We start from the raw sequence: 24,162 nt of genomic DNA on the forward strand, positions 1-24,162 counted from the left end.
CGCCGATCTTGCACTTTGGGCCCGGAACCTGGGCGTCTTGCCCCTTTCGCCGGGGCAGGAAGTGCAAGATCGACGGGGACAGGGAGGGGCGGAGGGCGAGGAGAGGGCGGGGAGGGCGAAGAGGGGCGGGGCGGGCTACAGGGCCAGGCGGACTGCGGCGGTCAGGACGAGCTGGGCCAGGGCCAGGGGGACCAGGACCAGCCAGCAGAGGCGCTGGAGCTGGTCCTCGCGCAGCCTCGGGTAGCTCACCCGCAGCCAGATGATCACGAAGGCGACGGCGAAGACCTTCAGCAGCGTCCACAGCCAGCCGAGCTGCGCGTCGGCGAACGGGCCCTGCCAGCCGCCGAGGAACAGCACAGTGGTCAGCGCGGCGATCACCACGATGCCCACGTACTCGGCGAGCAGGAAGAACGCGAACCGCAGGCCGGTGTACTCGGTCATGTAGCCGAAGACCAGCTCGGAGTCGGCCACCGGCATGTCGAACGGCGGACGGCGGATCTCCGCCAGCCCCGCCACGAAGAAGATCACCATGGCCGGTGCCTGCCACAGCAGCCACCAAGGCTGCCATGCCTCCACGATGCCGGGCAGGCTGAGCGTGCCCGCCGCCATCGCCACCGAGGCGGCGGCCAGTACCAGCGGCAGCTCGTACCCGAGCAGCTGGGCAGCGCCGCGCAGCCCGCCGAGCAGGCTGTACTTGTTCGCCGACGCCCACGCGGACATGAGCACCGCCAGCACGCCGACGCCCACCACGGCGAGCACGAAGAACAGGCCGATGTCCAGCGGCTGGGCGACCAGGTCACCCGGCCCGAGCGGGATGACGAGCAGCACCAGCAGGTACGGCACCAGCGCCACAGCGGGCGCCAGCCGGAACACCGGCCGGTCCGCGTCGCGCGGGGTGACGTCCTCCTTCTGCACGAACTTGATACCGTCGGCGACCAGTTGCGCCCAGCCGTGGAAGCCGCCCGCGTACATCGGGCCCAGCCGGCCCTGCATGTGCGCCATCACCTTGTGCTCGGCCTGGCCCACGATCAGCGGCAGCGTGAGGAACGCGACGAGCACGCCTGCCACGCGCAGGACCAGCTCCAACCAGTCCGGCATCAGCTCTCCCCCGCCGCGTCGGGCTCCGGCTCCTGGCGGGGCGGCCCGGTCGGCCGCTCCCCCGGCAGCGGCCGCCCGAGCGGACCCGCGTCGTCGGCCGCCGGAGCAGCAGTGGACCCCTCCCCGGGCTCCCCGGAAACAGCCCGCTCCGGAGCATCCCCGGCAGTCGGCCGCGCCGGGCGCTCAGCGGCAGCAGGCCGCGCCGGACGCTCGCCCGGAGCGGGCCCAGCCGGCCGTTCGCGGGCCGGGCGCGCCGGCGTACCCCCTCGGGGGCCCTCACCCGCGCCGGCCGCACCCGCCGGCGTGGGCGTCGTGCCCCACTCACCCGGCGCGGGCACGCCCGGCGGCCGGACCGGCCGGCGGCCGCCGCCCGCCTCCGACTCGCCCGGCTCCTTCGCGCCGGGCCACGGCTTGGCGACCCGGGAGGCGAGGACGAACTCCTTGCGCAGCGGGTGCCCCTCGAACTCCGGTGGCAGCAGCAGCGGCCGCAGCTCACCGTGGCCGGCGAAGTCGATGCCGAACATCTCGTGCGTCTCGCGCTCGTGCCACGCGGCGCCGGGGAACAGGTCGACCACCGAGGCGACGACAGGCGTGTCCCGGGGCACCCGGGTGCGCAGCAGCAGCCCGTGCCGGTGCCGGACCGACCAGAGGTGCAGCACCACGTCGAAGCCGTCGGCCAGCTCGTCCACCGCCGACAGCCAGTCCAGGAAGTCGAGATCCAGCTCGGCGTCGTCGCGCGCCGCGCGCACCGCGTCCGCCCAGCTCGCCAGGGGTACGTCGACGGTGGCGCGGGCGTACCCCTGACCGCCGGAGACCGATGCGGTGGCCTCGACGGGCGCGAGCAGCGCGACCACCCGCCAGCCGACCTCTTCCGGAGTCATGCGCTGATCCTATGGCCGACGGCTGCGGACCGGGTCGGGCCGCCCGTGCCGGGATCGCCGCTTTGCCGGGCGGGCGGGGCGAGCGCGCGGAAAGATGAGGTCCGTGCGCGCTGTGACTGTGACCCCCGGTGTCCCGGACTCGCTGCGGCTTGTCGAGGACTGGCCCGAGCCACCGCCCGAGGAGGGCGCGATCCTGGTCGAGGCGCTGGCGGTGGGTGTCTGCGGCACCGACCACGAGATCGTGGCCGGCGAGTACGGCGAGGCACCGCCGGGCCAGGAACGGCTGGTGCTCGGGCACGAGTCGCTGGGCCGTGTGCTGGATGATCCGACCGGCACGTTGCACACCGGTGACCTGGTCGCCGGCGTGGTCCGCCACCCCGATCCGGTGCCCTGCGCGAACTGCGCGGTAGACGAGTGGGACATGTGCCGCAACGGCCAGTACACCGAGCACGGCATCAAGGCACTGCCCGGTTTCGCCCGGGAGCGCTGGCGGTTGCAGCCCAAGTTCGCCGTCGGCCTGGACCCGGCGCTCGCATCAGTGGGCGTGCTGCTGGAGCCGACGAGCGTGGTGGCGAAGGCGTGGGACCACATCGAGCGGATCGGCCGCCGGGCCGAGTGGAAACCGATGACCGTGCTGGTCACCGGTGCCGGGCCGATCGGGCTGCTGGCCGCGCTGCTCGGCAGCCAGCGTGGGCTGTCGGTGCACGTGCTGGACCGCAACACCACCGGGCCGAAGCCGGAGCTGGTCCGCGCGCTCGGGGCGACGTACCACACGGCGACCGTGCCCGAGCTGGACGTGAAGCCGGACGTGGTGATCGAGTGCACCGGCGCGCCCACTGTGGTGCTCGACGCCATGTGCAAGGCCGCGCCCACCGGCATCGTCTGCCTGACCGGCGTCTCCAGCGGCGGCCGGACGATCAACTTCGACGCCGGTGCGCTCAACCGGGAGCTGGTGCTGGAGAACAACGTGGTGTTCGGCTCGGTGAACGCCGGGCGGCGGCACTGGGAGATGGCCGCCGAGGCGCTCGCCCAGGCCGAACAGTCGTGGCTGACGTCGCTGATCACCCGCCGGGTGCCGCTGTCGAACTACCGCGAGGCGTACGCCTCGGTCGGCGAGGACATCAAGGCGGTGCTGGACTTCACGCAGTGAGGCGGGGCGCCGGATCCGGCGCCCCGGCCCTCTCAGATGCCTGGTAGCCGGCCGTTGCGGAACAGGTCCACGAAGAGCTGGTGGTCCTCGCGCGCCCGGATCCCGTACCGGTGGCCGAAGTCGACCAGGTAGCCGACGAACGCCTCCGGGTCGGCGTCGACGACCGCGACGATCGCCTCCTCGGTGGAGTAGTCGACCAGGTCGTGGCTGGACTCGTCGTCGGCGACCGAGTGCATCCGGGCCACCGCCCGGCCCAGGTCGGCGAGCACGCCGGCCAGTGCCTCCGGCTCGTTCACGTCGGCCCAGTCCAGGTCCGCCGCGTACGGGGACACCTCGGCGACGAGCTGCCCGACGCCGTCCAGCTCGGTGAAGCCCAGCCACGGGTCGGCGTGCGCCTGCAACGCGCGCTGCGACTCGGCGGTGCGGTGCCCCTGGTGCCGGAAGTACGACCGGACCCGCTCGTCGTCGACGTACCGCGCCACGGCCGGCACCTGCGCCTGCTTCATGTAGATGACGACGTCGTTCTCCAGCGCCTGGGTGTGCCCCTCCAGCAGCAGGTTGTACGACGGCAGCCCGGCCGACCCGATGCCGACGCCCTTGCGCAGCACCACGTCCTTGATGCCGGCGGCCACCGGGCGCATCCGGGTGGTCGAGTCCGGCAGCGTGTGCAGGTAGTCGGCGAACGCGGCGCAGACCTTCTCCCGGGTGGCGTCGTCGATCTCGTGGACGCCGTCGCCGAGGGAGAACCGGCGCTCGTAGTTGTCGATCGTGGTCTGCGCGGCGAGCAGGTCCACCCGGGTGTTCAGCCGCGCCTGCTGGAGCACCCGGCGCAGCACACCGTCGGCGTTGTCGAGCGTGATCGAGCCGATCGCGTCGTCCCCGCCCGCGGCGATGGCCCGCAGTTCGGCCAGGTACGACCGGGCGAAGCCGGTCACCAGTTCGCCGATCACCCGGTCGGAGAGCGCCTTGGCGTAGCCGAGCAGCGCCACGCTGGCGGCGAACCGCTTCAGGTCCCAGGTGAACGGCCCGACGTACGCCTCGTCGAAGTCGTTGACGTTGAACACGAGCTGCCCGGAGGCGTTCATGTAGGTGCCGAAGTTCTCGGCGTGCAGGTCACCGTGGATCCACACCCGGCTGGTCCGCTCGTCGAGGAACCGGTCGCTGCCGAAGTCGCCGCGCTGGTCGGCGTAGAACAGCGCGGCGCTGCCCCGGTAGAAGGCGAACGGTGACGCCGCCATCTTGCGGAACTTGCGGCGGAACGCCGCCGGGTCGATCGCCATGGACGCGCCGAACTCGTCGGTCAGCACGTCGATGATGAATGCGGAGCGCTTCTCCGCGAGGTCGGTCATGAGCCGCAGGCTAGCCCCGCGCCGCCACCTGGCGGTTCAGCCGACCGGCGGACGTACCGGGGGTGCGGTGAGCGCCTCGACCGGCCGCGCCACAGCGTCCGCCGGGGAGGTGAGCGCGTCGGGCCGGGGCACGCCGCCGATGCCTGACTGCTCGGCGGCGATCTTCTCCTGGAGGCGCAGGATGCCGTGCAGCAGCGCCTCGGGGCGCGGCGGGCAGCCGGGCACGTACACGTCGACGGGGATGAGCTGGTCGACGCCCTTGGTCACCGAGTAGGAGTCCCAGTACGGGCCGCCGCAGTTGGAGCAGGCGCCGAACGAGATCACGTACTTCGGCTCGGGCATCTGGTCGTAGAGCCGCTTGACCGCCGGGGCCATCTTGTCGGTGACGGTGCCGCTGACCACCATGAGGTCGGCCTGCCGGGGCCCGTGGGCGAACGGGATCACGCCGAGCCGCATGAAGTCGTGCCGGCCCATGCTGGTGGCGATGAACTCGATGGCGCAGCAGGCCAGGCCGAAGTTGAACACCCAGAGCGAGTAGCGGCGGCCCCAGTTCAGCACGAACCGGATCGGCTCGCCGAGCACGGCCGGCACCTGCACCTCGGGCCCTCCCCTGTCTGCGAAATTCCGCTGTCCCTGAACCGACAGTCAACCACAGCGCCCGGATCGGCAACCCCCGCAACCGGTACGGGCGTCAGGGCGTGTGACCGGCGTGACCGCGTCGGCGGTACGCACACGGGGAGGACCAGGTGACGGTGACGAGGGAGCCGATGCTCGACGAGCCACCCGAGGGGACAGCGAGGCGCGCCGAGAGGCGCGAGGCGGTCGACTTCGACGGGCTCTACCACGCACACTTCCGGTCCCTGACGCTTCAGCTCACCGCCTACTGCGGTGACCTGTCCCAGGCGCAGGACATGGTGCAGGAGGCGTTCTGCCGGGCGTTCGCCCGCTGGTCCCGGGTGTCCCGCTACGACGATCCGGTGGCCTGGGTCCGCCGGGTGGCCTGGAACCTGGCCACCAGCCGCTGGCGGCGGCTGCGGACGGCCCAGGCGTGGCTGCACCGCCAGCGGGAGGAGTACGTGCCGGGGCCGGGGCCGGACCGGGTCGCGCTGACCGCCGCGCTGGCCGAGCTGCCGCCGCATCAGCGCCGCGCCGTGGTGCTGCACTACCTGGCCGATCTGAGCGTCGCGCAGATCGCGGCGCAGGAGGACGTGCCGGAGGGCACCGTCAAGTCCTGGCTGTACCGGGGGCGGACCGCGCTGGCGGCGAAGCTCACCACCACGAGCGAGGTGAACCACCATGACTGAGCCCGACGACATCCTGATCGGCGGCGAGTTCGCCGAGTTCCGCACGGCGTACACGCCTGTGGTGCACCCGGCCGGGACGGCCGCGGTCCGGCGCACGGTCCGGCGCCGCCGCCGACGTACAGCGGTGGTCACCGCGGCGGCCGTGGTGCTTGCCGTGGTGATCCCGGTGGGCGCGAACGCCGCCCTGGACCGGCGGCCCGGACCGCCCCCGGCGCCCGCGCAGACAGTCACCCCGACTCCGTCCGAGAGCACGTCGCCGCCACCGTCGACGCCGCCGCCGAGCACGGCCGGCTCGACCCCGGCCGCTCCGGACGGGCGGATCACGCGGTCCCAGCTGCTCGCGGCCCAGCTCGACCTCGTGTCCTGGCCCGACGCACCGAAGACCTGTGTCAGTGACGACGTCCGGCTCCGTTCCGGCCCGCAGGACGAATCGGTCCCGACGCTGCTCGCCGGGCCGGAGTACACCGACCTCGACGGCGACGGCGCGACCGAGACGGTCGTCCTCGTCGCCTGCCGCTACGGCGAGGCGTCGGGCAAACAGGTGCTCGCCTTCGACCGGGACGGCGACGGCCGGATCATCACCATGGGCCGGGTGGTCGGCACCCGTGAGGGCATGGATGACATCACCGAGTTCTCGGTGCGGGACGGCGGGGAGGTCCGGGCGCACGTCGCCGACATCCAGCCCTGTTGCGGCACGCCCGAATGGACGCCGCAACGGCAGTGGCGGACGTACGCCTGGAACGGTGAACGGTTCCGGCAGGTCGACGGACCCACGAAGTTCGGCACCGACCCCCGTCTGACCGACCTCACGATGACCGCCCGCGACGTCGTGGCCGGGCCGCCGGACAAGAAGGGGATCCGGAAGGTCACGGTCACCGTGACGGTGGTGAATCATGGGCCGGTGAGCGTGCGCCAGCTCGGGTTCACCGGCTGGTACGACTACACGAGACCGAACGGGTCCGCCCTGGACCGGTGCCGGAACGTACGGCTCGACGGGGGCATCGCCTGCGTGCTGGACACCCTGTCGGTAGGCGCGAGCAGGACGTACACGTTCACGTTCGACCATCCGGCGACCGCCGACGAGCCGCCGACGCTGCGGGCGATCCACATCGACTCGCAGGAGCGGTACTGGAACGACCTGAACTGGAAGGACAACGAGGTCGAGCTGACCTCCGTCGGCTGACCGACAGATCGCAACCGACCGTCCCGTCTGGACGTGTCACCGGCATCGGACGGACGGAGATGCCGCCGTCCGGCAACGGGGAATCACGGGAGGAACAGCATGACCACACGTACGGCACGGATCGCCACCGCACTGCTCGGTGGGACCGCCGCACTGATCACCCTGGCCGCGCCGGCCGCCGCCGCGCCGAGCGCCGCCACCGGCCGCGTCGACGTCACGGCCCAGCGGCTCGTCCTCGACCCGACCGACCGGGGGTACGTCGGGACGCTCACCGCGACGGTGACCAACCGGCGGTCGACCGCGACGTCGGTGAGCCTGGTCGTCACCGAACCGGCGGGGGCGTCGTTCACCTCCATCGAGCCCGGCGGCGGCTGCTTCTACGACCGCCTGGTGGAGAACCGGCTGGTGATCGGCTGCGGCGGCGAGCAGATCGAGGCCGGCAAGAGCCTCACCTTCCGGCTGGGCTTCCACGTCTGGACCACGGCGCGCACGTACCCGATGGTCGCGAACGGCGGGCGGATCGAGGTCGTCCCGGACGGCGCCGCCGCGGCCTCGGACGCCACCGGCTTCACCACCCTCTTCCGCTCCACCACCGGCAGCCTGCGCAAGCCGCGGCCGTACGTGCAGGCCGTCGACACCGACCTCAGCATCCGGGGCAGCGCCGTGACGCTGACCCCGCAGCCGGACGGCACCCTGCTCGGCCGGATGCCGGTCACCGTGCGCTACGGCAACGACGCGCCGACCTTCGCTCTCAACGTCGCCGCCGCCCTGCCCGCGGGGGTGCAGGTCGACCACATCGAGCCGCAGGACATGCCGAGCTTCCCGCTCGGGTTCACCGTGCCGGGCGGCCGGTTCATGCCGGGCGAGGAGCGCACCTTCGACGTCTTCCTCAGCGCGCCCGTCGGCACGGCGGCGGGCGAGTTGGGCACCGGCAGCCTCACCGTGACCGGGAGCTACTTCTGGCAGGCCGAGGACCCGCAGGACGTGGACCCGTCGGACAACACCACGTCGTTCACGGTGACCGCGGCCGCCGCGAGCTGACCCGTCGCCCGCCCGGCCGGCGCCCACGCGCCGGCCGGGCGTCGCGGCGTCACCAGGCCGGACGCTGGAGCAACCCGACGAACTCCGCGAGCAGCCGTTCCCGCAGCCGCGCCGGGGCGGCGTCCAGCAGCGTGTTCACCACCGCCATCCGGTCCGGCACACCGGCGCCGCCGGCCAGGCCGAGGCCGCCTGCCAGTCCGGCCACCAGCTCGGGGGTGAGCGCCTCCGGCGCGAGGCTGCCGGCCAGCGCCAGCAGCTCCGGCGGCAGCACGACCGGCCCGGCGGCGCGGGCCGCCGCGACCGCCTCGGCCAGCGCCGGGCCGAACTCGGCCACCCGGGGCGCCACCGCCGCAGTCACCGTGAGGTGCACGCTGGCCGGCAGATCGGCGTACGTGAGCTGGGGCTGGGTGTGCCAGCCACGCGCGGTCAGCTCGTCGACGAGCACGAACAGGTCGAGCCCCGGATCGTCGCTGGTGAAGCAGACCACTGTGGTCTCCGGTTCGGCCATCAGCCGCAGGCCTCCGGTGGCCCGTACCGCGTCGGCCAGCCCGGTTACCGCGTCCCGGGTGGCGGCGGCCAGCCGCAGGTAGCCGTCCTCGCCGAGGTGGCGAAGTGTGGCGTACGCGGCGGCGATCGGCCCGCCGGACCGGGTGGAGGCGATCACCGGGTTGACCATCGTGTACCCGGGCCAGTCGGCGTACGCGAAGAACTGCGGGGCGCGCAGCGCCGGATCGCGGTGCAGCAGGACCGAGACGCCCTTCGGCGCGTACGCGTACTTGTGCAGGTCGACCGAGATCGAGGTGACCCCGGGTACGGCGAAGTCGAACGGCGGCACCGGCGCGCCGAGCCGGCGCAGCCAGGGCAGCGCCCAGCCGCCGAAGCAGGCGTCCACGTGGCAGCGCACACCCGCGGCCTGCGCGACGGCAGCGATCTCGGTCACCGGGTCGACCACCCCGTGCGCGTACGACGGGGCGGAGGCCACCACCAGCACGGTCTCCGGGCGGATCGCGGCGGCCACCACGGCCGGGTCCGGCCGCAGCGTCACCGGGTCGACAGGCACGGTGTCCAGCGTGACCCGCAGGTAGTGCGCCGCCTTGGCGAACGCGGCGTGCGCGCTGGCCGGCGCCACGATCCGCGGCTCGGTCAGGTCGGGGCGGGCGTCCCGGGCCGCCTTGACGGCGAGCAGCAGCGACTCGGTGCCGCCGCTGGTGACGCTGCCGACCACGTCCGGCGCGCCGGTGCCGGGACCGCCGCCGAGCAGACGCGCGGCGGCGCCGACGAGCGCGTTCTCCATCGCCAGCAAGGACGGGAACGCGGTCGGGTCGAGGCCGTTGACGTGCGCGCTCTCCGCGTACGCGGCCTGCGCCAGCTCGTCCAGTCCGGCCACGCCGGGGTCGTAGACGTACGCGAACAGCCGCCCGCCGTGGGTCGGCCGGTCGGCGGCCCGCAGCGCGCGGATCTCGCCTAGTACGTCCGCCGCGGGCATCCCCCGCGCGGGCAGCGCGCCCACGCTTGCCGTGTCGGTCATCGGGTGGTTCCTCTCGTGGACGGGCCGGACGGTGCTCACGCCCGCGTGACCGGGGCGTCGGCCTCGGTGGTTCCGGACGCTGTGGCCTCGGGCACTGTGGCCCCGGACGCGGTGGCCAGCTGGGCCGGGGTCAGGGTGTAGCCGCGCAGCAGCACCAGCGGGATCGCCACCAGCAGGGCGGGCAGCACTGTGAAGCCGAGCAGCACGCCGAGACGGGCCGTGTCGGACTGGACGGCGGCGGTGCCGGTGGACGAGGAGACGTAGCCGGAGAGCTGGAGCACCAGGCCGTAGATGCCCGGCCCCAGCGCCAGCCCGAACGTCTCCCCTGCCGTCCACAGCCCGGTGAACACGCCCGCCTGCCGCCGCCCGGTGCGCGCCGTGTCGTACGCGATGCAGTCCGGCAGCATGGCCAGCGCGAACACCTGCTGGCCTGCGTACCCGACGCCGATCACCGCGACCACCGCGTAGGCCGCGGCGGCGGGCAGAGCGGGCGCGGCGACCAGGGCCAGCGCGCCCGCGGCGAAGATCAGCGACGCGGCGACGAGCGACGCCCGCTTGCCCAGCCGGGCGCCCGCCCGGGACCACAGCGGCATGACCAGCAGCGCGGGCGCGACGAAGCAGGCGAACAGCAGCGTCGGGCCGCTGTCCGGCTCGCGCAGCACCTGATCGGCGAAGTACTTCACCCCGGCCAGCACGGTGGCCACCCCGGCGGACTGGATCACGAAGCAGATCAGCAGCACCCGGAACGGCCGGTTGCCGGTGGCGACAGCGAGCTGCGCGCGCAGACTCGGTTCGCTCTCCCCCACCGTGCCGGTCGGCGCGGATCGGGTGCCGAGGAACACGCCGACGGTGCCGGCGACGATCAGCGCGGCCACGAACAGACCCATCCACCGGTGGCCGGGCACGCCGTCGCCGCCCGCGCTCACCACCGCCGGGGCCACCGCGCCGGAGACCAGGATGGCCAGCGCCAGCACCGCGATCCGCCAGGTCATCAACCGGGTACGCTCCGCCGGGTCGGCGGTCAGCTCGGCCGGCATGGCCACGTAGGGCACCTGGAAGAACGCGAACGCGGTGGCCGTCGCCAGGAACGCCAGCGCCACGTACGCGGCGGCGGCCGGACCGTTCGCGAACGGCGCCGCGAAGATCGAGGCGAACAGGACAGCGAGTGCCAGCCCGCCACCGAGCAGGTACGGACGGCGCGCGCCCCAGCGGGAGCGGGTCCGGTCGGAGATCCGCCCGGCGACCGGGTTGACGAGCACGTCCCACGCCTTCGGCAGCAGCACCAGCAGGGCGGCCAGCCCGGCGGCGACGCCGAGCGTGTCGGTGAGGTACGGCAACAGGAGCAGCCCGGGCACGGTGCCGAACGCGCCGGTGACCAGGGAACCCAGCGCGTACCCGAGGTGCACCCGGCGGGGCAGGCCCGAAGCTGTCATGGCGCCGAATGTTACTCACGTTATGGCCCGGGTCACATCCCCTCGTCCGGTGACCAGGACGCCGCCGCCAGGTCCACCCGGTCGCCACGCAACGGGCAGCCCTCGGCGAGCAGCCGTTCCCGGGCCCTGCGCTCGTGCCCCGGCGGCATCCGGCCGGCCGCGTTCACCACCCGGTGCCACGGCACCCCGCCCCCGTGCCGCGCCATGATCGAGCCGACCAGCCGCGGCGAGGCCCGTCCCGAGCGGTCGGCGAGCGCGTCGGCCACCGCCCCGTACGACATCACCCGCCCCGGCGGGATCCGCTCGACCAGCGCCAGCACCGCCTCGACGTATTCGTCAGGTGTCACGAGCTGCCACGATATGGGAACGCGCCGCGGCGCGGCAGACCGCAGCGCGCAGAATGGTCGGGTGCGCGAAGCAGTCACCTCGGCCCGGCGGATCGTGGTCAAGATCGGTTCGTCCTCGCTGACCACCGCGACGGGCGGCCTCGACGACGCCCGGGTCGACGCGCTCGTCGACACGCTCGGCGGGCTCGCCGCCTCCGGACGCGAGGTGGTGCTGGTCTCCTCCGGCGCGATCGCCGCCGGGCTCGCCCCGCTGCGGCTGCCCCGGCGCCCGCGCGACCTGGCCACCCAGCAGGCCGCCGCCAGCGTCGGCCAGGGCCTGCTGATCGGCCGGTACGCGGCCGCGTTCGCCCGGCACGGCCGCACCGTCGGGCAGGTGCTGCTCACCGTGGACGACGTGACACGGCGGGCCCACTACCGCAACGCGTACCGGACGCTGCGCAAGCTGCTCGACCTGCACGCGGTGCCGATCGTCAACGAGAACGACACGGTGGCCACCGAGGAGATCCGGTTCGGCGACAACGATCGCTTGGCCGCGCTCGTCGCCGCGCTCGTCGACGCCGACCTGCTGGTGCTGCTCTCCGACGTCGATGCGCTCTGGACCGGCGACCCGGCCCGCCCGGGCAGCACCCGCATCACCGAGGTGCACGGCGAGGGCGACCTGGCGGGCGTGGACGTGGGCGGGGCCGGCCGGGCCGGGGTGGGCACCGGCGGCATGGTGACGAAGGTCGAGGCGGCCCGGATCGCCACCGGCTTCGGCATCCCGGTGGTGCTGACCGCCGCGCCGCTGGCCGCGCCGGCGCTGGCCGGGGAGCCGGTCGGCACGTACTTCCACCCGAGCAGCCGCCGCCCCGCCGCCCGTCTGTTCTGGCTGGCGCACGCCACCGCCCCCCGCGGCCGCCTGCACCTCGACCCGGGCGCGGTGCAGGCGGTGGTCGGCCGCCGCAAGTCGCTGCTGCCCGCCGGCATCACCGCCGTCGACGGCGCGTTCACCGCGGGCGACCCGGTGGACCTGGTCGACACCGCCGGCGCGCCGGTGGCCCGAGGGCTGGTCAACTACGACGCGGTGGAGCTGCCGGGGCTGCTCGGCCGTTCCACCTCCGAACTCGCCGCGGCGCTCGGCCCGGCGTACGAACGCGAGGTCGTCCACCGCGACGACCTGGTCCTGCTGTAAGGAGGGGGCCCTTCTTAACAGACGTCTGTTAAGAAGGGGCCCCTCCTTGAACCCCGTCTGAAGGAGTACGCACGATGAGCGTCGTCGAGCAGGCCCGGCGAGCCCGGGACGCGGCGGAAGCCCTGGCCACGGCCACCCGTACCGTCAAGGACGCCGCGCTGCACGCGATGGCCGACGCGCTCGTGGCGCGTACCCCGGAGATCCTGACGGCGAACGCGGCGGACCTGGCGGCCGGGCGCGAGGCCGGGCTGTCGGCGGCCGTGCTGGACCGCCTCGCGCTCGACGAGGGCCGGGTGGCGGCCATCGCCGACGCGCTGCGCCAGATGGCCGCGCTGCCCGACCCGGTGGGCGAGGTGGTACGCGGCTCGACCCTGCCGAACGGGCTGGAACTGCGGCAGGTGCGGGTGCCGTTCGGGGTGGTCGGCATCGTCTACGAGGGCCGGCCCAACGTGACTGTCGACGCCGCCGGGATCTGCCTGAAGTCCGGCAACGCGGCGCTGCTGCGCGGCTCCTCGTCGGCCGCGCACTCCAACGCGGCGCTGGTCGCGGTGCTGCGCGACGCGGTCTCCGGCGCCGGGCTGCCGGCGGACGCGGTGCAGCTGCTCGACTCCAGCACCCGCGACTCGGTGAAGGAGCTGATGCGCGCCCGCGGCCTGGTCGACGTACTGATCCCGCGCGGCGGTGCGTCGCTGATCCGCGCCGTGGTCGAGGAGTCGACGGTCCCGGTGATCGAGACCGGCGTGGGCAACTGCCACGTGTACGTGGACGCCGCCGCCGACCTCGGCAAGGCCCTGGCGATCACGCTGAACGCCAAGACGCAGCGCCTGTCCACCTGCAACACCGCCGAGTCGCTGCTGGTGCACCGCGACGTCGCGGACGCGTTCCTGCCGGCGGTGCTGGCCGCGTTCGCCGACGCCGGGGTGACTGTGCACGGCACGCCCGAGGTCGCCGCCCACTCCGACGCCGTGGTCGCGGCCACCGAGGAGGACTTCGGCACCGAGTACCTCTCCGCCGACATCTCCGTCGCAGTGGTCGACTCGCTCGACGCGGCGGTCGCGCACATCCGCCGGTACGGCACCGGCCACACCGAGGCGATCGTCACCGACTCGCAGCGGGCGGCCCGGGAGTTCGTGGCCCGGGTGGACTCGGCAGCGGTCATGGTCAACGCGTCCACCCGCTTCACCGACGGCGGCGAGTTCGGCTTCGGCGCGGAGATCGGCATCTCGACGCAGAAGCTGCACGCGCGCGGGCCGATGGGCCTGCCGGAGCTGACCAGCACCAAGTACGTGGTCACCGGAGACGGTCACCTGCGCTGATCGGTCCGGTCCCCTGGGCGGCCACCAGTACGGGGTAGTGGGGGCATCATGGTGCCTCCGATGCCACCATCTCGCCGAACTGGTGTTGATCAACTGGCCGGGCTAGGCGATCTGGAGTGGATCCCCGTCCGCCGATGGCGGTGTGACGAGCGGAGGCAGCCCCGGGGGCACCGGAGCAGCGGGCGGCACCGGGCCGGACGGCGGGTCCGGCACTGACGGCGCAGCCGGCACGGTGCTCCCGTCGGGGAGCAGGTCGGGCGCGACGATCCAGGCGGACCACGGCCCCTGCCCGCCGTCCGGACCGGCCGACGAAGCGGGCGCGGTCTCCGGCCCGGCCGACGAAGCGGGCGCAATCCCCGGCCCGGCCGACGACACGCCACCCGGCCCCGGCGAAGGGTCGGAGCCGAGGCGGTGCGACGGCGGCCCGGCATCGGGAGCCGGGGCGGGCGACGCAGGCGCGGGCGCGGTTACCGGCGGGGCGGGCGACGCAGGCGCGGGCGCAGGCGGCGATGTGGGGAGGCGGCGCGGGCGCGGGGCCGGTACGGCCGGCGGCGCGGGCAGCTCCGCAGCCTGCGGCACCACGAACGGCGCTCCGGAGGCCGGGGCCTCGGGCGTGTTCGGGCGGCACGCGCGGATCGCCCGCAGCGTGGTGTGCACGTCGAACTGGTGGCCGTCGTCGCTGTCCCAGCCGCCGTCGCTGCGCTGCGTCTCGGCGAGCCGCCTGCGCGCGGAGACCAGCAGCCACTGCTCCTCGCCCACGTCGACCCGGCGCAGCGTGGCGGCCAGCCAGGCCACGTCCGCCGGGGACATCCGGGGGATCCGGTCGGCCAGCACCGCCTGGATGCGCGCCGACTCGTAGTACATCTGCTGGCGGTGCAGCACCGCGGCGGCGAGCCAGCCGGCGGGCAGGAAGGACGGCCAACTGCCGTCCGGGGCGAGCTGGGCGGCGAGCGCCTGGGCCGCCGCCTGCACCACACCGGCGTACGCGCCGCCGACCCGGTGGTCGAGCGGACCGGCGGCCCGCGCGTCAAGACCGGCCACTGTCAGCCAGAACCCGGCGTTGGCTGTCTGGTAGAGCCGGGCCTCGGGGTCGCCCGGGGCCGCCCACTCGGGGGCGAGCCCGGCCAGCGAGGGGTCCTCGTCCCAGCCGCCGTCGGGCAGTTGCCGGGCGGCCAGCCAGTCCAGCGCGTGCCGGGCGGCCGGGCGGCCCAGCGCGCCGAGGTCGTCCAGCTCGGCCAGGCGGAAGCAGGTCGCGTCGATCGAGGCGACCTCGCCGTCGAGGACCGCGGGCCAGCCGCCGCCCGGCGCCTGCCCGGCCTCGGCGGCGTCGAGCACGTCGGGCGGCACCGGAGCGCCGGAGCGCAGCCGGGAGAGACGGGCGCGGTCCACCGCGTCACCGTGAGCGACGACGAATCCGATCGCCGCGTCCAAGTCGACCACGGCACTGACGGTACTGGCGCGGCCGAGGTTACGCCTCGGCAGCTCGGTCAGGGCCGGTACCGCCCACCGGTCGTCGAGGGCATCCGCCGGAGGGTTGCCCGACCCGGCGTTTGCCCACGCCAGGGGCGCGGAAAGCACGATGGGCCCGCCCGGAGCGCCGGGCGGGCCCATCGACACGACTCAGTACGCGGGCAGCGACGGGTCGACCTGCTTGACCCAGGAGAGCACACCGCCCTGGAGGTGCACCGCGTCGGAGAACCCGGCCGCCTTCAGCGCGGCCAGCGCCTCGGCGGAGCGGACGCCGGACTTGCAGTGCAGCACGATCTGCCGGTCCTGTGGGAACTTCGCCAGCGCCTCGCCGGACAGGATCTCGCCCTTGGGGATGAGCGTCGCGCCGGGGATGCGGACGATCTCGTACTCGGCGGGCTCGCGCACGTCGACCAGGAAGATGTCCTTGCCCGAGTCCTGCCAGTCCTTCAGCTCCAGCGCGGTGATGGTCGAGTCGACCACCGCCTCCTGCGCCTCGTCGGAGACGGCGCCGCAGAAGTCCTCGTAGTCCTCCATCAGGTCGGTGAGGGTCGGGTTCTCGCCGCAGAGCACGCAGTTCGGGTCCTTGCGAACCTTGATCTTGCGGTAGCTCATCTCCAGAGCGTCGTAGACCATCAGCCGGCCGACGAGCGGCTCACCGATGCCGGCGAGCAGCTTGATCGCCTCGTTGACCTGGATCGACCCGATCGACGCGCAGAGCACGCCGAGCACGCCGCCCTCGGCGCAGGAGGGGACCATGCCGGGCGGCGGGGGCTCCGGGTAGAGGCAGCGGTAGCAGGGGCCGTGCTCGGCCCAGAACACCGACGCCTGGCCGTCGAAGCGGTAGATCGAACCCCAGACGTACGGCTTGCCGAGCAGCACCGCCGCGTCGTTGACCATGTAGCGGGTGGCGAAGTTGTCGGTGCCGTCGACGATCAGGTCGTACCGGGAGAAGATGTCCCGGACGTTCTCCCGGTCCAGCGCGGTGTTGTGGATCTCCACGTTGACCAGCGGGTTGATCTCGCGGATCGACGCCGCGGCGGACTCGGCCTTGGACCGGCCCACGTCGGAGACGCCGTGGATGACCTGGCGCTGGAGGTTCGACTCGTCGACGGTGTCGAAGTCGATGATGCCGAGCGTGCCGACACCGGCCGCGGCCAGGTAGAGCAGCGCCGGCGAGCCGAGGCCACCGGCACCCACACAGAGCACCCGGGCGTTCTTCAGCCGCTTCTGCCCCTCCACCCCGACGTCCGGGATGATCAGGTGGCGCGAGTAGCGGCGGATCTCGTCTACGGTCAGCTCGGCGGCGGGTTCGACGAGCGGGGGCAACGACACGGTGGACTCCCCGGGATCGGCGGTGTGACCGCGCCATTGTCGCTCGCCCGGACGGGGATCGGCCATGATGAGGGACACTCGGCCCGAACTGCGGGACCGGGAATAACTCAGACGCCGTCGGTGGGCTCGCCCTCGTACCGCATTCCGCCCACGTACGGCCAGGCGTTCGGCAGGCAGCCGTCCAGCCCGTACGTCTGCTGCTGCATCACCGGGGCGGGGGCGCCGGGCTCGGGGCAGGCCCCGTGCAGCTCGCCGAACTCGTGCCCGACCTCGTGGTTGATCACGTAGGTGCGGTAGACCTCCAGCGGGGCGCCGTAGTCGGGCACCGCCGTCATCCACCGGGCCAGGTTGAGCACGACCCGGCCGGGCAGCCGGCAGGAGGTGTACCGGTCGGTGCGCAGGCCGCCCTCGGCGCACATCCGCTCGGAGGTGACGGGGGTGGCGAGGTAGACGGTGAAGTCTGCGGCAGCCGCCTCGGGCACCCGCTGCACCCGCAGGTCCCCCGACGCGATCCAGCTGCGCGGGTCGCCCAGCACCGCGTCCACGGTGGCGGCGAACTCGTCGGCGTCCTGCCCCGTGTCCTGCTCGACCTCGACCCGGTAGCGGCGCAGCGGGCCCTCCTGTCCGCGTACCGGAGATCGGCCCTGGGCCACCGCGAACGTGCCGGGGCCGGCGGTGGGGTAGCCGGTCGGCGCCAGGGCCGGGACGTCGGCCTCGGCGCCGCGCGCCAGCGACGGTTCGGCGGCGAGCGACGTCCCACCGTGCCCGGGCGACGGCGCGTTCAGCCGGGTGATGCCGACCGCGCCGCCGACGGCCGCGAGCAGCATCGCCAGCAGCAGCACCGAGCGGCGGCGCCGCCGTCGCATCCGGCGCAGGGTGGGACGCTCGGACGGCGGCGCGGCAGGGTTGTCGTAAGGGGACGACGACGTCATGACCTCAGCGTGCCATGCAATTCGGGCATTTAGCTGCTTTTGCCGCCTATGCCGCGAATGTTCTTCACAAACCGGCGGTCAGAGGGCCGGCCCGGTGTACCGCTTCCCGCCCACGTAGGGCCACGGGTTCGGCCGGCAGCCCTTGAGGAAGAGCGTCTGCTGCTGCATCACCGGCGCCGCCCGGCCCGCACCCGGGCACCCCTCGTGCCGGTGCCCGAGCTGGTGCCCCACCTCGTGGTTGACCACGTAGAGCCGGTACGTGTCCAGCGGCATCCCGGCGTCGACCAGGTGCGGCGCCGAGGTCCGCCACCGGTCCAGGTTGATCACCACCTTGCCCGGCACCCGGCACGACGTGTACGGCACCCCGCCCACCCGGATGTCGATCCCGCCCGCCCCGCACAGCCGCCCGGCCGTGTCCCGGGTCGCGAGGTAGATCGTGAAGTCGTACCGGTCGTCCGCGCCGACCCGCTGCAACCGCAGCCTGCCGCCGTCGACCCAGCTACCCGGGCCGGCCAGGGCCCGCTGCACCGCCTCGCCGAACGCGCGGACCTCCTCGCCGGAGCCGTTCTCCACCGCCACCCGGTAGCGGCGCAGCGTCCCCGAGCGGCCGAGCACGCCGCTGGTCCGGTCGTCGTACGCGAAGCTGCCCCGGCCCTTCGCCGGCCCCGGGCCCGCCAGCGTCAGCACCGGCGCGGCCGGCGAGCTGGGCGTCACCGCCGGCGGCGGCGCGACGCTCGGCGTGGACGGCTCCCGCGTAGGCGCCGGAGGCTGGGCGACGAACCCGTCGGTGATCCGCGTCCCCGCGCCCGCCGACGGCAGTTGCACCGCCACGCCGACGCCGACCGCGGCGGCGGCAGCGAAGGCGCAGACCACGAGCGCGGTACGCCAGTGACGAAGCGAGGAACGGGAGCGGGCGGCACGAGGACGGCGGGAGCTGGGCATCCGGCTCAGCCTGCCATGTCACGCTCCGTTCCGCTCTCCCCCATGCCGGTGGTGAGCGACTGTGTCGCCTCGGCGAGCAGGCCGAGCACCGCCCGCGCCACGGTCCGGGGCACCTCCAACTGGGCCACGTGCCCGACGCCGTCGAGCATCAGCAGCCGGCTGTCCGGGATGACCCGGGCCGCCTGCGGCGCCACCCGCACGTCGACCAGCCGATCCTGCCGCCCGCCCACCACGAGCGTGGGCGCCCGTACCGCCGCCGCCTGCCGCCAGAGCGCGCCCTCCCCCGGCAGGTACGAACGCAGGAAGCTGCCGACCAGGCCCCGGAACGTCCGCACGTACGCGGCGGCGTAGTGGGCCGCCTCGTACCGGACCCGGATCTCGTCGATCGCCTCCTGCCGGCGCTGATCGCTGATCCGGGTCAGGTCCGCCACGCACGCCTCCATCACCTGCTGCGCGGTCACCTCCGGGCTGAACTGGGCCAGCCGCCAGGCGGCCAGCCGTTCGCCCCGGGGGATCGCCAGCAACGGGAGCATCCGCCCCTGCAACGAGCGGCGGAAGTCCAGGAACGGCAGCGCGGGCGAGACCAGTGTGAGCGTGCGGACCAGGTCCGGGCGCAGTGCCGCCACCCGCACCGAGATCGCGCCGCCGAGCGAGTTGCCGAACAGGTGCACCGGACCCCGGTCGCTGTGCTCGATCCAGCGGATCACCCGCTCGGCGAAGGACGGGATCGTGTAGCGCGGCCCCGGCTCGCTGCGCCCGAATCCGGGCAGGTCGATCGCCTGGCCGTCGAGCCGGTCCGCGAGCAGCCCGGCCAGGTCGGTCCAGTTCTGCGCCGACCCGCCGAGGCCGTGCACGTACAGCGCGGGCTCCGCGCCGGGACCGGTGGCCGGGGTGTCGCGGACGTGCACGAGCGTGCCGTCGAGGCGTACGTGCCGGCCGGGCCAGGGCGGCGGGACGTGGTGTGCGGGAAGGCTGTGCTCCGGCCACAGTGCGGCGCGCTTCATGCCTCCAGTCTTCCCCGCACACGCCGTACCGCACACCGGCTCAGGAGAGCAGCGCCTCCAGCCGCCGGTTCACCGCCGCGAGCGTGGCCCGCACGACCGCCTGCCGGGGATCCCCGGCCACCAGCGCCGAACCGGCCAGCTGCTCCACCCAGCCGTCGCAGACCAGCAGCACCACCACTGTGGCGACCTCGCAGTTGCCGAACGGCACCACGGCGGCGTGCTCCACGAAGCACCGGCCCCGCTCGCCGGCCGGGACGACCCGGCCGAGCAGCTCGTCCACCGCGGCGGCCGCGGCCACCGCGCAGAGCCGCAGCACGTACCCGTCGACAGCCGGGCCGGTCGCGTGCCCCTCGGCCGTCCGGTCGCCGGCGACCAGGCGCACCTCGGTGGTGGCGTCCAGGCCGAACGTGCTCACCAGGACGTGCTCGATCACCACCCGCGGCCCCGGCACGCCGCCGGTGTCCAGCGGTCGCGACGGCGCGGTCTCCGTCGTGGTCATCTGCCCACCGGAGTACGACGTACCGAGCGTGACCGGGCTGCCGGTGGACATGCCGGTCGGCGCGGAGGCCAGCGACGTCTCGTCGACAGCGGCCCGGCCCCGGTGGGTGGCCTGCCGGCGGCGGCGCGGCGGCTCGTCGCCGTCGCCGGGCGCCTCGGCCGGGCGCGTGGCGCGGTCCGCACCGAACCGCGCGTCGCCGGAACGGTTCGCGGCCGGACGTGCCACACCGGCACGCGCCGGCATCTCGTCGCCGCCCGTCTCCTCACCGTTACGGGCCTCGCCCGGCTCCGCCTGCGGGGCACGGGCCTCGACCGGTGCCGGCTGCGTCCCGGGTGCTCGTGTCTCGCCCGCGCGCGTCTCACCGGAGCGGTCCAGCCGGGCCGACCGGCGGCGCAGCGGGGCCGGGGGCGGTACGGCGGGCGCGCCGGGCAGGTTCTGCGGGGCGGCGGCCAGACCCATCCGCTCCTGGAGCAGCCGGGCCACCATGCGGCTGACCTCGGCCGGGTCCGCGCCGTCGGCCAGGTCGAGCCGGAGGCTGTGCGCGCCGGCCGGGGTACGGCGCAGCGCGGCGTCGCGTACGCCCGCCACCTCCCGGACCGCGTCGAGGATCGCGTTGACGTCGAAGCCCTCCGGCCGCTCCCGCAGTGGCGCGGGTTCGTCGTCGCGGCGCAGGTGGGTGGCGATGCGGGCGCGTTCGGGGGTCTCGGCGGACGGTTCCACTGCCGGTGGCTCCGGCACGACGGGCACGTCCGGTTCCGAGGGGACGCGCTGCGGCAGCACGGGGGACGGTTCCTCCGGTCGGGGCTCGGCGACCGCGTCGGCGGCCGGCACCGGTTCCGGTGCGGACCGGCGGGCCGCGTAGGGAGGGGCGCTCGTCGGGTGGGGCGCGGGTGCGGGGTCGAACCGTGGCGTGCCGCTCGTGGCGGGAACGCCTGAGGTCGGCGGGACGGCGGCAGCCGCCTCGGCGGGCGGCGCCGGGGCGTATCCACCGGCCGGGGCGGGCGGGGCGCCGGCTACCGGCGGCGCGCCGGGCGCGGGCGGGGCACTCGTCGGCGGGGGGCCCGGGGGCGTGATCAGCGGCGCGACCGGCACCGGCGGCCCGGCCCAGGAGGGCCGCTCGTAGCCGTGCGGTGGTTCGGCGTCGCCCCGGGGCAGCCGGAACGGCCGGGTCGCCTCGGGCGCCGGCTCGGGCGCGGCCGGCGGCTCGTACCGGCGCGCCGGCTCCGGCCCGGCACCCGGCTCGTACGGCCGGGACACCTCGGACTCGGCGGGCGGCGGGTACTGCCGCGCCGCATCCGGTCCCGGGGCCGGCTCGGCGCGCAACGGCTCGTACGGCCGTACCGGCTCGGGCCGGGGTGGCTCGTAGGCGGCGGGCGGCTCGACCCGGGCCGGCTCGTACGGCCGCACCGGCTCGGGCGCCCACTCGGCCGCTCGGTCCTCGCGGGCGCTGCGGTGGGCGGCGCTGTCGTCCTCCCACTCCCGCCGCTCGGCGACGGGCTCCTCGGCGCGGCGGGCCGCTGGCTCGTCGGGCCGGGCCCACGGCGGGGCCCAGCCGTCACCCCAGCTCGGGCGGTTCCAGGACGGCCCGGACCAGTCCGGTTCGGCGGCCCTCGGGTCGTCGGCCGCCGGAGTCTCGGCCGCGGCCCGCGGCTCGGCGCCGGCCGCCCGGCCCTCGGGCGGGTGGACCTCGCCCGGTGCGTGCTCCGGCCGGCTCACGGCCGGCGGCGGGGTGACCGGCCGGTCGGCCCAGCCGTGGGACAGCGACGGGGTGGATTCGGTGTTCGGCGCGTGAAAGCCCGGCGGCACCTCGAACCCGGAGGCGGCGGCGCCGACCGGCGGGACCTGGAGCGCCGGGGGCGCGGAAGTCGGCCCGCTCTCGGCCCAGCGCGGGGCCCGGGCGGCCGGGTCGTCCGCGGCGTGCCGGGAACCGGCGGGCTCCCCCGGGTCGGTCGGCTGCTCGATCGTCGGCGCCGGGCGCGGGGCCGGTACGGCCAGCCGTTCGCCGTCGGCAGGCCGGGGCAGCTCGTCCGCGGGCGGGGCACTGACCGGCGCCTGGCGGGTCACTGGCGACTCCTCCCCGGCGTGGTGCACGCCGTTGACGTGGCGGCCGTTGACGCGGCCCGGTTCCGGCGCGGAGTGGCCGGGCAGCGGGGCCGGCAGGTCGCCGTGCCGGGGCGAGGAGGCGGCCCAGCCGCCGAGGTCGCCGTAGGGCCAGCCGCCGGGCGCCGGAGCGCCGCGGGACCAGCCGTTCGGCGGGGGCGCCCAACCGCCGCCGGTACGGGCCGGGTCGTCCTGCTGGCCCGTCCCGTCGCCGTGCTCTCCCGGGGTGGCGGCTCCGGGTTGCCCTGTTTCACTCACCGCGCGCTCCTTGGTCGCCCCCGCTGAGGCTACCGTGTGGTGACAGTGGCGATAAGTTACAGCGGCGGGCCAATTCCGCGACGGGTTCACGAACCCGGACCGGTTCGGGTGATACGTGCCGGCTCGTACGCAGATACTCGGAGGATCCGATGACCGCAGTGGGGAACGGTGCACAGACCGCCGGTCGGCCCACCCGCCTGCCCCGCTCGGCGCGCCGTAAGCAGCTGCTCGCCGCCGCCCAGGAGGTGTTCGTCGCGCAGGGCTACCACGCCGCCGCGATGGACGACATCGCCGAGCGGGCCGGTGTCTCCAAGCCGGTGCTCTACCAACACTTCCCCGGGAAGATGGAGCTCTACCTCGCGCTGCTGGACACGCACTGTGACGCGATAGTGGCCAACGTGCAGGACGCGATGAGCGGCACCAACGACAACAAGGAGCGCGTCGGCGCCGCGGTGCGCGCGTACTTCGACTTCGTCGACCACGAGAGCGAGGCGTTCCGGCTGGTCTTCGAGTCGGACCTGCGCAACGACCCGGCGGTGCGGCAGCGGGTGGAGCGGGTCGAGCAGGGCTGCATCGCGGCCATCACCGACACGATCATCTCGGACACCGGGGTCAGCCGCTCGCACGCCGAACTGCTCGCCTCGGGCCTGGTCGGCGCCGCCGAGACGGCCGCCCAGTTCTGGCTCGCCGGCGGCCGTCAGGTGCCCAAGGCGGAGGCCGAGGCGCTGGTCGCGGCCCTGTCCTGGCGCGGCATCGCCAGCTTCCCGCTGCAAGGTGAGTCAGCCTGAACATCGGGCCGCCGGATCGGATAGCCTTCCCACGGTGGCTTTTTCGCCCCAGTTGAGGAGGCACAGTGGAGGTCAAGATCGGCGTGCAGTACGCGCCGCGGGAGCTGGTCCTGGAGAGCGCGCAGTCGCCGGCCGAGATCGAGCAGATCGTGACCGACGCCTTCGCCAAGAGCGAGGGCACCCTCTCCCTGACCGACGAGAAGGGCCGGCGCGTGATCGTGCCGGTCGGCAAGGTCGCCTACGTCGAGATCGCCGAGGCGTCGCCCCGCGCGGTCGGATTCACCGTTCGCTGATTCCCGCGGCACCGGCCGCCGTGGCGGGCCTCCCCGCCACGGCGGCTCAGTTGTTCAACCCGACCGACGTCATCCGCGCGGAGTGCGCCTCGGTCAGCCGGCGCAGCAGCCCCGGCACGTCCCCGCCGGTCCGCCCGATCAACGCGACGAGCGCGCCCCGGTCGGCGGCGGCCACCCGGCCCGCCTGGGAGAGCGCCTCACCGAGCAGCCGCCGCGCCCACATCGACAGCCGCCCGGCCGCCCGGGGATCGACCTCGATCGCGGCCCGGATCTCGGCCGCGGCGAACTCGGCGTACCGGGAGTCGTGCAGCACGTCGAGCAGCAGCGTCCGGTCCGGCCCGTCCAGGCCGTCGGCGATCCCGCGCAGGAAGTCGTCGGTGATCGCGTCGCCCACGTACGCCTTCGTCACCGCCTCCGCCCAGTCCCGCGGCTCGGTCGAGTCGTGGTACGCCCGCAGCGCCTCGACGTAGGGGGCCATCGCCTCCTCCGGCGTGACGCCCCACGCGGCGAGCCGGTCGGTGAGCCACCTGTAGTGCGCGATCTCGGCGGCGGCCATCTCGCTGAGCGCGGCCCGGCGGCGCAGGTCGGGCGCGAGGCGCGCGTCGGCGGCGAGGCGGTCGAACGCGAGCAGTTCGCCGTAGGCGACGAGCCCGAACAGGTTGGTCGCGGCGGGATCGGCGGCGGCAGGGTCGGTCGCGGCGGGATCGGGGGCGGACACGAGCGCAGGCTACCGACGTCGTGGC

21 protein-coding genes and 1 pseudogene are annotated in these 24,162 nt (G+C 74.6%); 8 read left to right on the forward strand and 14 right to left on the reverse strand.

Annotation, left to right across the window (positions count from 1 at the left end):
* Positions 1-135: 135 nt before the first annotated feature.
* The gene (gene nuoH / locus MICAU_RS27775) at positions 136-1,098 is read right to left on the reverse strand and encodes an NADH-quinone oxidoreductase subunit NuoH (protein ID WP_013288672.1); all 963 of its coding nucleotides are present in this window, start codon (positions 1,096-1,098) and stop codon (positions 136-138) included.
* Positions 1,098-1,979, reverse strand: a complete 882-nt coding sequence (locus tag MICAU_RS33715; RefSeq protein ID WP_013288673.1) for an NADH-quinone oxidoreductase subunit C — start codon at positions 1,977-1,979, stop codon at positions 1,098-1,100. The genes nuoH and MICAU_RS33715 overlap by 1 nt, the downstream gene beginning before the upstream one ends.
* A 103-nt stretch (positions 1,980-2,082) precedes the next feature.
* Between MICAU_RS33715 and MICAU_RS27785 the strand changes: the two genes are divergently transcribed.
* Positions 2,083-3,129, forward strand: coding sequence for a glucose 1-dehydrogenase (locus MICAU_RS27785; protein WP_030269284.1), 1,047 nt, complete (start codon positions 2,083-2,085; stop codon positions 3,127-3,129).
* 32 nt (positions 3,130-3,161) lie between these two features.
* Here MICAU_RS27785 and MICAU_RS27790 read toward each other — a convergent pair whose 3' ends face one another.
* Positions 3,162-4,478 carry a DUF2252 domain-containing protein gene (locus MICAU_RS27790; RefSeq protein ID WP_013288675.1) on the reverse strand — a complete coding sequence of 439 codons (1,317 nt, stop codon included), beginning with the start codon at positions 4,476-4,478 and terminating at the stop codon, positions 3,162-3,164.
* 36 nt (positions 4,479-4,514) lie between these two features.
* Complete coding sequence (locus MICAU_RS27795) at positions 4,515-5,075, reverse strand: NADH-quinone oxidoreductase subunit B (RefSeq protein ID WP_013288676.1); 561 nt, start codon at positions 5,073-5,075, stop codon at positions 4,515-4,517.
* A gap of 149 nt (positions 5,076-5,224) precedes the next feature.
* Here MICAU_RS27795 and MICAU_RS27800 point away from each other — a divergent pair, with 149 nt between their 5' ends.
* The 3 genes from MICAU_RS27800 (at position 5,225) to MICAU_RS27810 (ending at position 8,006) form a co-directional block, all read left to right on the forward strand.
* Positions 5,225-5,782, forward strand: coding sequence for an RNA polymerase sigma factor (locus tag MICAU_RS27800; RefSeq protein WP_013288677.1), 558 nt, complete (start codon positions 5,225-5,227; stop codon positions 5,780-5,782).
* Positions 5,775-6,965, forward strand: coding sequence for a hypothetical protein (locus MICAU_RS27805; protein WP_013288678.1), 1,191 nt, complete (start codon positions 5,775-5,777; stop codon positions 6,963-6,965). Before MICAU_RS27800 ends, MICAU_RS27805 begins: the two co-directional genes overlap by 8 nt.
* Before the next feature lie 99 nt (positions 6,966-7,064).
* Positions 7,065-8,006: a hypothetical protein gene (locus MICAU_RS27810; RefSeq protein WP_013288679.1), complete on the forward strand. Its 942-nt coding sequence runs from the start codon at positions 7,065-7,067 to the stop codon at positions 8,004-8,006.
* 49 nt (positions 8,007-8,055) lie between these two features.
* Here the strand turns inward: MICAU_RS27810 and MICAU_RS27815 are convergent, their stop codons facing one another.
* Genes MICAU_RS27815 through MICAU_RS27825 form a run of 3 tightly spaced genes read right to left on the reverse strand, consistent with a single transcriptional unit; the run spans position 8,056 to position 11,314 of the window.
* Positions 8,056-9,534 (reverse strand): pyridoxal phosphate-dependent decarboxylase family protein, encoded by a 1,479-nt coding sequence (locus MICAU_RS27815; protein WP_013288680.1) that lies wholly within the window; start codon positions 9,532-9,534, stop codon positions 8,056-8,058.
* Positions 9,535-9,569: 35 nt separating this feature from the next.
* Positions 9,570-10,967, reverse strand: a complete 1,398-nt coding sequence (locus MICAU_RS27820) for an MFS transporter (protein ID WP_013288681.1) — start codon at positions 10,965-10,967, stop codon at positions 9,570-9,572.
* Positions 10,968-10,999: 32 nt separating this feature from the next.
* Entirely contained in the window at positions 11,000-11,314 is a 315-nt protein-coding gene (locus MICAU_RS27825; RefSeq protein WP_013288682.1) for an MGMT family protein, read from the reverse strand.
* Positions 11,315-11,327: 13 nt separating this feature from the next.
* Here MICAU_RS27825 and proB point away from each other — a divergent pair, with 13 nt between their 5' ends.
* Positions 11,328-12,485 carry a glutamate 5-kinase gene (gene proB, locus MICAU_RS27830; RefSeq protein WP_013288683.1) on the forward strand — a complete coding sequence of 386 codons (1,158 nt, stop codon included), beginning with the start codon at positions 11,328-11,330 and terminating at the stop codon, positions 12,483-12,485.
* Between the two features lie 74 nt (positions 12,486-12,559).
* On the forward strand, positions 12,560-13,801 hold the full coding sequence (locus MICAU_RS27835; RefSeq protein WP_013288684.1) for a glutamate-5-semialdehyde dehydrogenase: 1,242 nt from the start codon (positions 12,560-12,562) through the stop codon (positions 13,799-13,801).
* 621 nt (positions 13,802-14,422) lie between these two features.
* On the opposite strand, the pseudogene MICAU_RS33590 reads toward MICAU_RS27835, so the two are convergent.
* The 6 genes and pseudogenes from MICAU_RS33590 to MICAU_RS27865 all read right to left on the reverse strand — a co-directional run.
* Positions 14,423-15,292 (reverse strand): annotated as a pseudogene (locus MICAU_RS33590) (hypothetical protein); the annotation flags it as partial.
* 129 nt (positions 15,293-15,421) lie between these two features.
* Positions 15,422-16,669: an adenylyltransferase/sulfurtransferase MoeZ gene (gene moeZ / locus MICAU_RS27845; protein WP_030269268.1), complete on the reverse strand. Its 1,248-nt coding sequence runs from the start codon at positions 16,667-16,669 to the stop codon at positions 15,422-15,424.
* Positions 16,670-16,710: 41 nt separating this feature from the next.
* Positions 16,711-17,535, reverse strand: a complete 825-nt coding sequence (locus MICAU_RS27850) for a DUF3152 domain-containing protein (protein WP_013288687.1) — start codon at positions 17,533-17,535, stop codon at positions 16,711-16,713.
* A 78-nt stretch (positions 17,536-17,613) separates the two neighbouring features.
* Positions 17,614-18,477, reverse strand: a complete 864-nt coding sequence (locus MICAU_RS27855; protein ID WP_013288688.1) for a DUF3152 domain-containing protein — start codon at positions 18,475-18,477, stop codon at positions 17,614-17,616.
* Between the two features lie 5 nt (positions 18,478-18,482).
* Positions 18,483-19,481, reverse strand: a complete 999-nt coding sequence (locus MICAU_RS27860; protein WP_013288689.1) for an alpha/beta fold hydrolase — start codon at positions 19,479-19,481, stop codon at positions 18,483-18,485.
* A 40-nt stretch (positions 19,482-19,521) separates the two neighbouring features.
* A complete protein-coding gene (locus tag MICAU_RS27865; RefSeq protein ID WP_013288690.1) occupies positions 19,522-22,338 on the reverse strand; it encodes a hypothetical protein in 2,817 nt (938 codons plus the stop codon).
* 149 nt (positions 22,339-22,487) lie between these two features.
* On the opposite strand from MICAU_RS27865, the gene MICAU_RS27870 reads away from it, so the two are divergent.
* Both MICAU_RS27870 and MICAU_RS27875 read left to right on the forward strand, forming a co-directional pair.
* Positions 22,488-23,126 carry a TetR/AcrR family transcriptional regulator gene (locus tag MICAU_RS27870; protein WP_013288691.1) on the forward strand — a complete coding sequence of 213 codons (639 nt, stop codon included), beginning with the start codon at positions 22,488-22,490 and terminating at the stop codon, positions 23,124-23,126.
* 65 nt (positions 23,127-23,191) lie between these two features.
* On the forward strand, positions 23,192-23,419 hold the full coding sequence (locus MICAU_RS27875; RefSeq protein ID WP_013288692.1) for a DUF3107 domain-containing protein: 228 nt from the start codon (positions 23,192-23,194) through the stop codon (positions 23,417-23,419).
* Between the two features lie 46 nt (positions 23,420-23,465).
* Here MICAU_RS27875 and MICAU_RS27880 read toward each other — a convergent pair whose 3' ends face one another.
* On the reverse strand, positions 23,466-24,137 hold the full coding sequence (locus MICAU_RS27880) for a ferritin-like fold-containing protein (protein WP_013288693.1): 672 nt from the start codon (positions 24,135-24,137) through the stop codon (positions 23,466-23,468).
* Positions 24,138-24,162 lie beyond the last annotated feature (25 nt).

The organism is Micromonospora aurantiaca ATCC 27029 (assembly GCF_000145235.1).
Classification (GTDB): Bacteria; Actinomycetota; Actinomycetes; order Mycobacteriales; family Micromonosporaceae; genus Micromonospora; species Micromonospora aurantiaca.

Excerpts from the sequence above, each read along its gene's own strand:
- nuoH (WP_013288672.1), bottom strand. The coding sequence starts at position 1,098 with ATGCCGGACTGGTTGGAGCTGGTCCTGCGCGTGGCAGGCGTGCTCGTC.
- MICAU_RS33715 (WP_013288673.1), bottom strand. The coding sequence starts at position 1,979 with ATGACTCCGGAAGAGGTCGGCTGGCGGGTGGTCGCGCTGCTCGCGCCC.
- MICAU_RS27790 (WP_013288675.1), bottom strand. The coding sequence starts at position 4,478 with ATGACCGACCTCGCGGAGAAGCGCTCCGCATTCATCATCGACGTGCTG.
- MICAU_RS27805 (WP_013288678.1), top strand. The coding sequence starts at position 5,775 with ATGACTGAGCCCGACGACATCCTGATCGGCGGCGAGTTCGCCGAGTTC.
- MICAU_RS27810 (WP_013288679.1), top strand. The coding sequence starts at position 7,065 with ATGACCACACGTACGGCACGGATCGCCACCGCACTGCTCGGTGGGACC.
- MICAU_RS27815 (WP_013288680.1), bottom strand. The coding sequence starts at position 9,534 with ATGACCGACACGGCAAGCGTGGGCGCGCTGCCCGCGCGGGGGATGCCC.
- MICAU_RS27820 (WP_013288681.1), bottom strand. The coding sequence starts at position 10,967 with ATGACAGCTTCGGGCCTGCCCCGCCGGGTGCACCTCGGGTACGCGCTG.
- proB (WP_013288683.1), top strand. The coding sequence starts at position 11,328 with ATGGGAACGCGCCGCGGCGCGGCAGACCGCAGCGCGCAGAATGGTCGG.
- MICAU_RS27835 (WP_013288684.1), top strand. The coding sequence starts at position 12,560 with ATGAGCGTCGTCGAGCAGGCCCGGCGAGCCCGGGACGCGGCGGAAGCC.
- moeZ (WP_030269268.1), bottom strand. The coding sequence starts at position 16,669 with ATGGCCGATCCCCGTCCGGGCGAGCGACAATGGCGCGGTCACACCGCC.
- MICAU_RS27850 (WP_013288687.1), bottom strand. The coding sequence starts at position 17,535 with ATGACGTCGTCGTCCCCTTACGACAACCCTGCCGCGCCGCCGTCCGAG.
- MICAU_RS27855 (WP_013288688.1), bottom strand. The coding sequence starts at position 18,477 with ATGCCCAGCTCCCGCCGTCCTCGTGCCGCCCGCTCCCGTTCCTCGCTT.
- MICAU_RS27860 (WP_013288689.1), bottom strand. The coding sequence starts at position 19,481 with ATGAAGCGCGCCGCACTGTGGCCGGAGCACAGCCTTCCCGCACACCAC.
- MICAU_RS27870 (WP_013288691.1), top strand. The coding sequence starts at position 22,488 with ATGACCGCAGTGGGGAACGGTGCACAGACCGCCGGTCGGCCCACCCGC.